Consider the following 12,106-nt stretch of genomic DNA (forward strand, 5'->3'; position numbering starts at 1 on the left):
CTAGAAGGGATAAACAACAAGATAAAGCTAATCAAGCGAATGGGGTATGGGTATCGAGATACCGACTACTTCTTCTTGAAGATAAAAGCGGCTTTCCCCGGAAAACCGCGATGAACCAAAAAAAAAGCCCAAACCTTCCTGTTTGGGCTTAGGGGAAAGGGCTCCGAAGAGCCTACGCTAATCGTTTTAATTCTTTAACTGTTAGATTGAAGTCTAGTTTAAATTCTCCAATAAGCAATTTTTGTTATTAAAAATAGTGACTTGAATTGATATTTGTATAATTAACTATTGATTTACAATGCTTTCCCTCGAAATAAAGTTGCCGACAAGAATAGAAAAAGCCCAAACAATTAACGTTGTTTGGGCTTTTTGTTGTTTCATTACAGTGTGAGCTTTTATCGAGCGACTAGAAAAGGTTCTTATCGCGGACGAGTTCGCGTGGTAAACCATTCTTCACTCGGTTGCCAACCCACTTACCAAGGCCGATGATTGCACCATTGTACTTAACTAGTACTTCGCCTTTACCTGACAAGCCTTCCGGGCGAACATCTCGTCCCATGAACCACTCACGAGCGTCTTGGATGCTCAGGTCTACAATGTTGGCTTCATTGCCTGTGGCTAGCGTCGTTGCCACTTGGTGTTGCCAGCGGTAACCCTTTTTATGAGTTTCTGCGATCTTGATGCCCATACGAGAGAAGCGGAATTCACCGATCATTGGCTCGAGCGCTTCTGGGAATAGCCAAACGTCTTTGTCACGAATCCAAACTTGAGTGTCACTTGGCAGTTCGATATCGAGAGCACTTATTAGTTGTTCAGCGACTTCTTGCTGAGTTTTCTTTGATACTTTTTCAAATGGGAATTTACCCATACGCTTTTTAACTTCTGGTGGTGTCACAGACGCTAGCTTGCGGATACGTGCAACGAAGAAACCTTCTGAGTCATACACCTGTGGGAAGATATGAAGGAAACCTTCCTCTGTCGTGGTTGCTTTTGCGTTGTCGAACAGTGACTCTAAAGATTCAAATTCAACCGCGTCACCAAAGGTCTCTTTTAAGTGATGACACACTTGTTGGTTCTCTTCGGTGCTAAGCGTACACGTTGAGTAAACCAACACACCATTAGGTTTAAGCGCGTGGAATGCACTTTCAATCAGATCTTTTTGCGTGTCGGCAATGTCGACCACAGATTGATACGTCCAGTTCTTCATCGCATCAGCGTCTTTACGAATGGTACCTTCGCCAGAGCAGGGTGCATCAAGCAGTACAGCATCAAATTGTTCTGGTAACCAACCACCGAAAACTCGACCGTCAAAGTTACTTAGAGCGGCATTACGAACACCACAACGTTCGATGTTGGCGTGTAGGACTTTCACACGGCTTGCTGCGTATTCATTGGCAACCAATACACCGCGATTATTCATTAGCGCAGCGATTTGCGTTGTTTTAGATCCGGGTGCTGCCGCAGTGTCTAGCACCGCTTGGTAATCAGCTTCGCCTTGGAAAAGTGCCGAAGGTGGCATCATCGAGCTGGCTTCTTGGATGTAGAAAAGACCAGACATATGTTCTGCCGTATTACCTAGTGGCGCTTCACTTTCATCAGCTGTAATCCAAAAGCCCGTTTCGCACCAAGGTACAGGTTCCAGTTTCCAGCCTTTCTCTTTTGCTCGTACTAGGAAGTCTTCAACACTGATTTTCAATGTGTTGACTCGAATACTTTTACGAAGTGGTTTTTGGCATGACGCAACAAAAGAAGCCATATCTAGATGACTAGGCATGATTGCTTCGATGTGCGTTAGAAATTCTTCAGGAATATATACGTTAGCGTGCAAAAGAGTATCTCGATTTATTGCATTAATGCGGGGAGTTTAAAGCAAAATGAGGCCGTCCTAAACCATATTTGCAGCAAACAACAAAAATGCAGCCTAATGGCTGCATTTTGATGAAGAATTAATCTTCTTGAAACGTCAGGGGATTCTCTCTATGGGCGAGGAATCGCGGTTCTCCATGATTTCCACTCATCTTCGGCTTGAGGATAGAGATAGAAAGACTGATCTTCGCTTGCCACTGGTTGAAGTTCATTCGTCGGCGGCGTTGAGAATGTAATCCCACCTCTTAACAAGCTGTCTACCGTTCCGGCTTTGATGTTGGCGCCAGACAGACCGATAGAAACATCGACACCCGACACGTTCCAGAACACAGTATTTGCGCGGATTAGATACGCGTAGTCTGGTTCTATTTGAATCGTTGAGATGATGCGGTCAGCAAACTCGCCTAACTGAACATCAATAACACTGCCGATTTCTAGCTCACGGAATAGGATAGGTGTGCCTTCAGATACTGAGCCTCGCGTTTCGCTTTGCAGTTGGAATATCTTGCCTTCAGGCTGCACGGGTCCTTTGCTAAGCTCAAATTTCGTGTTTCTTTCACCTTTCCCCGGATCTACGTTGATGTGCTTAGAGAGCAGCGCAGAGACGTTTTTGATGCCGTTAAGGCCAATCTCAGGCTCTGCCAACCAGAAATGACTGTTCGCCACGGCAATCCTGTCGACGTACTCAGGTAAAATACGCGCAGTAATTTCAATACCGCCCTTGTTGAAGTTCGGAATCACCAAAGTAACCTCACCAACAGTGACACCTTGATATTTGATCGCCATGCCCTTGCTGACTTCTTGATTGCCAGAAGAGGTGATAGTAATCGCGCGGCCAAATTTTCGAGCGGATTTCGAATCTTTATATAGCTTCCACACATCGCCGAGTTTGTTGTCGATTCCCGGCAGAGAGTCAAAAGCAATACCGCCTTGGATAAGGGTTTTAACTGGTGCCGCTTTAATGCTGATACCCGATAGCGATGCATCAACCTCAACGCCTGAACGGTTCCAGAAAACAGTGTGCTTGTTGAGTAAGTGCGTGTAACGATTTTCGATTGTGACTTTGATTCTTACGCCACCGTCTGCAAGCTGAAAATCAGAAATACTACCCACTTGTAGGTTGCGGTAGAGGAGTGGGCTACCTTTAGAGATTGAAGGTAGCTCACTGGCAAACAACGAAAGTGTCTTTGAACCAGACTGATTAAACTTAGCGATTTCTGCTAACGACTTACTTTGGAAAAGTTGGTAGTCCGTTCGAGCTTCAGATTTGCCTTCACTCACAAAGCTAATCGAGCCTGTAAGAAGCTGTTTTGCTGGTGGGACCGTAACACTCAAGCCTGATTCGGTTAGCTCTGCAGTCGCACTACCTGTCACAAAGAAACGGTTGTGGCTTTTGATAAGGTGCGCGTACTCATTATCGATAAGTGCATCCATGAAGACTTCGTGTTTATCAGAGCCCGTACCAACACCATCAACTAATCCCACATGGATGATAGAGCCAACGGCAATGCCTTTGTAGAGAAGTTGTGTACCGACATCTAACCCGAACGAATTGTTCGACGTTAAGCGAATCGCGACCGACTTTTCTTGTTCCTGACTGAACTCGTTTTTACGGATCGCAGTAAATCGACGTGCTTTTTCACCTTCACCCGGTACCAAGGTTAAAAAGTTGCCTGTCACTAAGTTGGCAATATTTTTCATGCCTGTAAGCGATAGTTCTGCTTCTTCTAGAACGAATTTACTGCCGCTATTCAAAAAGTCACTGAATGCAGGCTGGATAGCGGCAGATGCAACGACGTTTTCGCGCCCTTCACTTAAGGATAAGTCAGTGATTTGACCGATTTCGATTCCTCGATACATGATCGGAGCACCCGTAGCACTGATCTTATTATCATCGGGAACGGCGATCTTGATAGAGATACCACGACCCGCTGTTTTCAAATCTGGGTAGAGCTTGAACTTGGTATTCATCTCAACCGGTTGGCCTTCTCCCGGAGAGTCGACCGCAATTGAACCGCCAAGCAATGCACTTAGGCTTTCTAAGCGAACATCAACACCAGAAAAACCAATACTTGCACCCAAACCACTGACATTCCAAAAGCGGCTTTGGTCGGTGATGATATGGCTGTATTCGTCTTTAATCGACGCTTGAATCGTAACGGATTTAGCGTTGTCGTTTAGTTGGTAGTTGTAAACTTCACCAATTGGAATTTTGCGGTAAACGATTTGAGAACCAACAGACACACCGCCTAGATCTTTGGTCGTCAGTGAAATATTCAAACCTTCAGAAGCCAGTAAGTCGGAAGGGGATGATTCTAAGGCTTGGAAAACGGTTTCTGGGTCTTCTTTGGTTTCGCTCGGGTGTATAGCAATATAGTTACCTGAAACAAGAGCGTCTAACCCTGAGATACCCGACAAACTTGCCGTTGGCTTCACAAGCCAAAAACGAGTGCCTTTTGAGAGAAGCTTCTTAGCTTCTGGGTAGATGTCAGCATCAACGTAGATGCTCGATAAATCTTTGGACAAGGTGATGTCACGCACCATACCCACCTCTAAGCCTTGGTAACGAATCGTTGTTCGACCTGCGACTAAACCTGCGGCATCTGAGAAGTATATCTGCACACGTTGCCCAGCATCGTGTATCGATTTCATGACCAACCAACCGGCTAATGCAACGGTTAATATCGGTAGAATCCACAAAGGTGAGATGCCTTTGTTTTTCCTTACTTCTGGTGAATATGACGTTTGTGATTGGTTATCGTTGTTCATTCACTGACTCATCTTTAGAGGTGTAGTTATCCCAAATTAGCCTAGGATCTAAGCTTTCCGCTGCCAGCATCGTGAGAACAACTACGACGCCAAAAGCGACTGCACCATAACCTGGTGTAAAGTTTAAAATCTGTCCACGGTCGACCAAGGTCATCATGATCGAAATAACAAACAGGTCCATCACCGACCATTTCCCTACCCATTTCACAATGAAATAGATGGTCATGCGTTGTCTGTGGTAAACGGCGCGCTTCATCTTGATACAGATTAAGATGTACGCGAGGCCGAGTATTTTCGCGACGGGCACGACGATACTGGCAATGAAAATGATCGCTGCAATGCCGTACATATCGCTATTTATCAGCGACGCGACACCAGAAATTATTGTGTCTTCTAGCCTTTGTCCGTTTGTTATAAGGATAGAAATCGGAATAACGTTGGCTGGCACAATAGCCACTGATGCGGCAAACAGCAGAGCCCATGTCTTCTGTATAGAGTAGGGCTTGCGGTGGTATAAGTCATGGTGACAACGCACGCAAGTATGTCCATCCGGTTGAGATAGGTGGCAGTTGTGACAGTGTATGTTCTTACTTTCAGCAAAAGAGTAGTCAGATTCTTTTGCCCAAGCTTCCCAGTAGCGACGCACACTGATACGGCTTACCAATAATACGCTGAAAAGTTGCAGAAGAATCAGGCCAACCAATCCTGGGCCTACAAAAATATCTGAGTAATCTTGCAGTTTGAAACATGAGACCGCCAAACTTACCAGAAACACATCCAACATCATCCAATGTTTGAGGGTCTGAATAATGGCTAATGCATAGCGAAAGGGTGTGAAGATCTTAAAACGCAGTGATACATGGGTGATGAGCACCGAGCTACATACAAGCAACGGAGCGATCGAACTGCAGAACAGAATCAGCAAACCAAGCAAAGGGAAACCTTCGCCCATTAAGGTAAAGACGCCGGATGGTAAAGTCGCGGGTATCATGACACCAATCAAGCGAATACTGATGAATTCGAAAAAGTGCGATGGGATAAATAGCAATAAACAAGTGACAGCGATTGCTAGGTTTCCAGACAGGCTAGGAGTGCCGCCTCTATAAAGCTGAGTGCCACACCTTGGGCAGTAAGCGGATTTCCCTAAAGGGATGTCCATTTTATCAACGGGGAGTTCGCAGCCCTGACAAAGGCGCACTGAGCTACTATCGCATTGATGCTGAGTTGATAAAGGGTTGGTGGGGAATGGGGAGGTCACGCGACCTCCCAAGTTGAAACGTCAGTTAGGCTCGATGCCCGATTTAAATGCTTAGGACTACAAACATCAGGCGTGCGATTGCACACTGCCGTAGAGTGTTTGATAAAGTCCTTGTTGTTCAACCAATTCACCATGTGTTCCCGTTTGTGTGACTTGCCCATCTTCTAAAACATAGATTAGATCGGCTTGTTTCACCGCTGATAATCGATGAGCCACTATCAAAGTTGTGCGATCTTTCAAAAACTCGCTCAACGCTTTATGCAGTGCTGACTCTGTTGCTGTATCGAGTGCAGATGTCGCTTCATCAAGAATAACAAACTTAGGATTGCTCAGCACCATACGAGCTATTGCTAAGCGTTGTCGTTGACCGCCAGACAGTCGGACGCCATTCCTACCAATCTGTGTATCTAAGCCATTGCTGAGTTGCTTGATGACATCTTGCATTTGAGAGACTTCAAGCGCACGCCACAACGACATTTCATCGTATTCAGTACCAAGGGTCAGATTATGCCTCAATGTATCGTTAAAGAGTATAGGTTGTTGTAAAACAACGGCAATTTGATTACGTATTACATCAAAGCTGATGTCGTCGGTTGTTTCACCGTTATAGCGAATGCAACCTGAGTCCGCTTGGTAAACCCCAATTAGCAACTGGATTAAGGTAGATTTACCACCACCACTCGCACCCACCAAAGCGACTTTCTTACCTGCAGGGATGTGTAGTGATAGCCTATTTAAAACAGTGTTTTCTAATGTGTAAGAGAATGTAACGTCTTCGATGTCGACTGTCACTTCTTGATCTTCATAAAACGGGTTTACTTTGCTAATCGGGCGCTTCTCTTCTTCTAATTGAAGTAGATCGTTGATGCGTTGCAGTGCCGCTTTTGCACTATACCAAGAGAATTGAATCCCTAGCAGCTCTTGAACCGGGCCCAACATGAACCATAAGTAACCAAATACCGCAAAAATCTGACCAATGGTTAAGTCACTGAATAGAACCATTAGCATAGCGACAGCGCGGAAAAGCTCGAAACCTAACAAGAAGAGGAGAAATGAAACGCGGCCAGCAGCTTCAGATTGCCAAGCGTATTTGTCGGCATCGATTCTTACTTGGTTTGCTTGAATCTTAAGCTCATCGAGAAAAATGCGTTCTTTATTCGCTGCACGCAGTTGGTAAATACCATCTAAGGTTTCCACCAAGCGATTCTGAAAACGTTCGAAAGATTGGTTCTCGTACTTTTTAAGGTGCTTAACCTTGCTGCCTAGTTTACGAGAGAAATAAATAACAACAGGATTGACCAGTAGAATGAACAACCCTAAACGCCACTCTAACCATAACAACACGATCGCGGTACCGAACACAGTTAAGAAGCTGATGAGGAACTTAGAGAGCGTTGAGCCAATGAACTTATCGATTGTCTCTATGTCTGTTATTAGGTGGGCGTTAATACCGCCACTGCCTTTGGTCTCGTATTGTCTAATGCTAATGCGACCAAGCTTATCTATCATCTTGCTGCGCATTTGATAGGTAATTGTTTTGGACACAAGCGTAAACTGACGCCCTTGCAGAATGTTCAACGCTTGGCTAACGGAGCGCATGATAATCACTAACAACAAAGTTAGTGCTATATAGCCAGTCGGTGTTTGTAATGAAGATGGAAGTAGGTGGTTCATCATCTCTAAGCCTGAAGCGGGCTTATCGAGTAATACTTCATCAACCATTAATGGCATGAGCAACGGGATAGGGACACTAATGAGAGTTGCAAATATGGCAATAATGTTAGCAAACAGTAATTTGGACTTGTGTTTTTTTACTTGAGTTATTAACCAAGAACGGCTAATAGTGTCTTCTGAATTGTTCATTGTAATGAGAATAAGTCCTATTTAGTTTGATGGCCGCATTCTACTGCGTTCTCTTGATAATGGAAGTCTCAATTTAATTGGAAGTTAATATGAAAATAGAACATTACCAACGCTTAACCAAACAAGCCGTTGCATTAATTGAATCAGAAACCGATCTAACTGCTAATCTTGCTAATATCAGTTCATTATTATTCATGGAATTGGATGACTTGAATTGGGCGGGTTTCTATTTAATGAAGCAGGATTTAGCTAAGGAAAAAGACGAACTTGTACTGGGCCCTTTCCAAGGTCAACCTGCTTGTGTGCGAATTCCGGTCGGGCGTGGTGTGTGTGGAACTGCGGTTGCGACGAATACAGTTCAGCGCATTCATGATGTTCATGAGTTCGAAGGTCACATCGCTTGTGACGCTGCAAGTAACTCAGAAATCGTTATTCCGTTCTCGATTGGCGGAAAAATCGCGGGCGTTCTTGATATTGATAGCCCAAATGTTGGTCGTTTTTCTCAAATTGACGAGGACGGATTGACATTTTTCATGGCAGAAGTGGAAAAGCTGCTTAATTCGCACGCGAACAAGGCATAAATTATTCTCTTACTGTGGTTTTTCCCAAGCATCTCTCTATAATACGTAAAAATATTTTCTTAATGCTCGCGGAAAACCGCAAAAACCAGGAACCCACATGGAAAACACTGAAAAGTTAAAAAACAGCAAAGAAGTTATCGCATATATTGCTGAATGTTTCCCTAAATGCTTTACTTTAGAAGGTGAAGCGAAGCCACTTAAAATTGGTATTTTTCAAGATCTTGCTGAACGTCTAAATGAAGACGAAAAAGTAAGTAAGACTCAGCTTCGTGCAGCGTTAAGACAGTACACATCATCATGGCGTTACCTGCATGGCGTAAAAGCTGGCGCAGAACGTGTTGACCTAGACGGCAACGCGTGTGGCACACTAGAAGAAGAGCACGTTGAACACGCTAAAGCTACACTTGCTGAAAGCAAAGCGAAAGTTCAGGCTCGTCGTAAAGAACAAGCACAAAAAGCTCGTGAAGAAGGCAAAGCGAAACCTAAGGCGAAGAAAGCTCAACAGCTTCGTCGTCAAGCGCCTAAAGCACCAAAAGTAGAAAAGCCTGTAGAAACACGCGCTTTGAACGCTGACGAATTCATCGCTGGCAAAGAAGTAAATGTGAACATGGGTAAAGGAAACATGGCTGCGACCATTGTTGAAATCAATAAGGAAGATGTGCGTGTTCAGTTAGCAAACGGCCTACAAATGGTTGTTAAAGCGGAGCACTTGCGCGCTTAAAGGAGATACTCCTACGCATGAAATGCCGTTCAAAATTGACACTGATTGCTGCTAGCTTTTGGCTAGCAGCTTCAGCTCAGGCTCTTGAAGCCAAATTAGATCAGGACGATTTACCTCTACTCGCTCCTGAGGTCCAACACGAAACTGCTAGTAAACGTGTTACTTCTCGATTTACTCGTTCTCACTATAAACACTTCAATCTCAACGATGATTTCTCTCAAGCTATCTTTAATCGTTACTTAGAGATGCTGGATTATAATCGTAATATCTTCACTCAAGCTGATATTGACTCTTTCTCTGCGTCATCTAAACAAATTGATGATCAGCTGAAATCGGGCAATAACCAGATTGCATTCGATGTTTATAATCTGTCTATGCAGAAGCGTTTTGAACGTTTTCAATATGCATTGTCTTTGCTAGATACAGAGATTAAGTTTGATACCGATGAAAGTATTGAGCTCAATCGTAGTGAAGCTGAGTGGCCAAAAGATATCGCTGAAGTGAATGAGCTTTGGAGAAAACGCGTTAAATATGATGCGTTGAATCTAAAACTTACTGGTAAAGAGTGGCCAGAGATTCAAGAAGTTTTGGAAAAGCGTTACAACAATGCGATGAAGCGTATTACGCAATCGCATAATGAAGATGCTTTCCAGATCTACATGAACGCATTTGCGCGTGAAGTTGATCCTCACACAAGTTACCTTTCTCCAAGAAATGCAGAACAATTCCAATCTGAGATGAACCTATCTCTAGAAGGTATTGGTGCTGTGCTTCAGATGACAGACGACTACACCGTTATTCGCTCTTTAGTTGCTGGTGGCCCTGCGTCAAACAGCAAACAATTGAGTGATGGAGACCGCATTGTTGGTGTTGGTCAAGATGGCGAAGAAATTGTTGATGTTATCGGCTGGCGTTTAGACGATGTAGTACAACTTATTAAAGGCCCTAAAGGGACCAAAGTTAAGCTACAGATCTTGCCAGATGGTAAAGATGCAAAAAGTCACGTTGTCACAATTGTTCGCGATAAGATTCGTTTAGAAGACCGCGCTGTTAAATCAGAAGTGATCGAGAAAGACGGCAAGAAAATTGGTGTATTAGAAGTACCAAGTTTCTACGTTGGCCTTTCTAAAGATACCGATAAACTGATCACCGAGCTTAAAGAGCAAGGTGTTGAAGGTATTATTGTTGACCTCCGAAACAACGGTGGTGGTGCACTGACTGAAGCAACTGAACTCTCTGGTTTGTTTATCAAAGAAGGACCTGTTGTTCAGGTTCGTGATAGCTACGGTCGTGTCAAAGTGAACAGCGATACTGATGGTCAAATCAGTTACCAAGGCCCGTTAACGGTATTGGTGAATCGCTACAGTGCTTCAGCGTCTGAAATCTTTGCAGCAGCGATGCAAGATTATGGCCGTGCAATTATCTTGGGTGAAAACTCTTTCGGTAAAGGTACGGTGCAACAGCATCGCTCTTTGAATCATATTTATGATTTGTTCGATAAAGAGTTAGGCTACGTTCAATACACAATCCAAAAATTCTACCGAATCAATGGTGGTAGTACGCAAAACAAGGGTGTAGTACCTGATATTGCTTACCCAACGCCAATTGATCCTGCAGATACTGGTGAAAGTGTTGAAGACAACGCTCTACCTTGGGACAGCATTGATAAAGCAAACTACTCAGTGTTACAGCGTAACGATGAGCAAATTGCTGCTTTAACAGCTCAACACCAAGCTCGTATTGCGACAGACATGGAATTTGGCTTTATCGCGCAAGATATTGAAAAATATAAGGCAGATAAAGACGATAACGACCTTTCTTTGAATGAAAAGGTTCGTCAACAAGAGAGTGATGATGCGGATGCGCTTCGTCTAGAGCGTATTAACCAACGTCAAAAAGCCGCTAAGTTAGAGGCATTTAAAACGTTGGATGATATTCCAAAAGACTACGAAGCCCCGGATGCTTATCTTGATGAATCAGTTGCTATCATGCTGGATATGATCAAGAAATAAACAAAATACCTGTTATAAGGTGATTGTTTAAAGACGTACTATTTGAAAAGCGAGCTTAGGCTCGCTTTTTTTGTACCTGTGTTCTTGCCTCGAATAATGTCATGTTAACGGCATGCTTCCTCGCTTTTTAACTTGCTGCAGAACCACTGTTATTTGATTTTCGGCTGTGAAGTACACTGTAAAAATAACTAAACTTAAGTATTTTTTTTCGAGTGATAATGACATTTAAGTTACTTCGCACTTAAAATTTAGTGACTTAGATCATATTTTTTCGCTTTCTATTCATTACGTGCCTAAGCTTAAAGAAAACGAGGGGACGCTTATGAAATGGATTCTACTATTTTTATCTTGTTTAAGTTTTGTGGCTTTTGGGAGCGAGGTCGCTTCGAGTAGCCAACAATCAAAAAGTGATAGTAATCTATCTCATTTTGACCTTCCTTTGCTGCTTGGTGATTGGTATTTGATGAATCCTGATCCTGAGCAAGGCACTGAAAACTTTAGAGCGATCAAGCTCACTCTTGATTCAAACTACTCATTCACTATCGATATCCAAAAGAAAGACTACAGTGTCGATCATTGGGAAGGTTTGTATAACGCCAATGAAGACACGATTATTTTGGGTTTGAATACCTCAGAACCTCAGGTTTACGCGTACAGCAGTAATCACAACATGCTGAATCTTAACGGTGTTATGTTCACCAAGGCCTTGCCAAATGCATTGGCGGGAATCTGGTCCAGTGCCCAACTGTCTGGAAGCGATCTACGTGCGAGTAACATTCAAAAAATGGATTTAGTCCTTCAGCCGGACTTTATATTCATGTTCCGAGTATCAGATGAAGAAGGTGGTGAAGTCATTCGTCGCGGGGTGTATTACACAGAAGGCGATCAACTAGTGTTACTTTATGAGAACGGTGAACACGGCACTCGATATACACTGAACAGCGATGTGTTAACGCTGCAAGGTGAAGAGGGAGATATGTTTGCGGTACTCAATCGCATTCGATAATCGTGAGTTTTAGCAGTAACGGCGTACTCG

General features: G+C 43.6%; 9 protein-coding genes. 5 read left to right on the top strand and 4 right to left on the bottom strand.

Translation table 11 applies throughout. From position 1 onward, the window contains the following. Window positions 1–114, top strand: a 114-nt coding sequence (locus tag F0229_RS19585; RefSeq protein ID WP_137408370.1) for a transposase, incomplete at its 5' end; no start/stop codon positions are given. A gap of 292 nt (window positions 115–406) precedes the next feature. Here F0229_RS19585 and rsmF read toward each other — a convergent pair. From rsmF to F0229_RS19605, 4 genes are all read right to left on the bottom strand, one after another. Further along, window positions 407–1,828 carry a 16S rRNA (cytosine(1407)-C(5))-methyltransferase RsmF gene (gene rsmF / locus F0229_RS19590; RefSeq protein ID WP_171733500.1) on the bottom strand — a complete coding sequence of 474 codons (1,422 nt, stop codon included), beginning with the start codon at window positions 1,826–1,828 and terminating at the stop codon, window positions 407–409. 149 nt (window positions 1,829–1,977) lie between these two features. Next, complete coding sequence (locus tag F0229_RS19595) at window positions 1,978–4,635, bottom strand: MlaD family protein (protein WP_171733501.1); 2,658 nt, start codon at window positions 4,633–4,635, stop codon at window positions 1,978–1,980. Next, a complete protein-coding gene (locus tag F0229_RS19600) occupies window positions 4,622–5,905 on the bottom strand; it encodes a paraquat-inducible protein A (RefSeq protein ID WP_048660782.1) in 1,284 nt (427 codons plus the stop codon). Before F0229_RS19600 ends, F0229_RS19595 begins: the two co-directional genes overlap by 14 nt. Window positions 5,906–5,959: 54 nt before the next feature. Next, a complete protein-coding gene (locus tag F0229_RS19605) occupies window positions 5,960–7,756 on the bottom strand; it encodes an ABC transporter ATP-binding protein (protein ID WP_171733502.1) in 1,797 nt (598 codons plus the stop codon). Window positions 7,757–7,845: 89 nt separating this feature from the next. Between F0229_RS19605 and F0229_RS19610 the strand changes: the two genes are divergently transcribed. The 4 genes from F0229_RS19610 to F0229_RS19625 all read left to right on the top strand — a co-directional run bounded on the left by F0229_RS19610 (window position 7,846) and on the right by F0229_RS19625 (window position 12,076). Then, window positions 7,846–8,337 (top strand): GAF domain-containing protein, encoded by a 492-nt coding sequence (locus tag F0229_RS19610; protein WP_017059689.1) that lies wholly within the window; start codon window positions 7,846–7,848, stop codon window positions 8,335–8,337. Window positions 8,338–8,434: 97 nt separating this feature from the next. Then, the gene (gene proQ / locus F0229_RS19615) at window positions 8,435–9,058 is read left to right on the top strand and encodes an RNA chaperone ProQ (RefSeq protein ID WP_171733503.1); all 624 of its coding nucleotides are present in this window, start codon (window positions 8,435–8,437) and stop codon (window positions 9,056–9,058) included. A gap of 17 nt (window positions 9,059–9,075) precedes the next feature. Further along, a complete protein-coding gene (gene prc / locus F0229_RS19620; protein WP_171733504.1) occupies window positions 9,076–11,070 on the top strand; it encodes a carboxy terminal-processing peptidase in 1,995 nt (664 codons plus the stop codon). A gap of 322 nt (window positions 11,071–11,392) precedes the next feature. Beyond that, window positions 11,393–12,076 (top strand): hypothetical protein, encoded by a 684-nt coding sequence (locus tag F0229_RS19625; RefSeq protein ID WP_017059686.1) that lies wholly within the window; start codon window positions 11,393–11,395, stop codon window positions 12,074–12,076. Window positions 12,077–12,106: the final 30 nt, after the last annotated feature.

Origin of the sequence: Vibrio sp. AIC-3 (assembly GCF_013114515.1) — a bacterium.
In the GTDB taxonomy this organism is placed as follows: domain Bacteria; phylum Pseudomonadota; class Gammaproteobacteria; order Enterobacterales; family Vibrionaceae; genus Vibrio; species Vibrio crassostreae_C.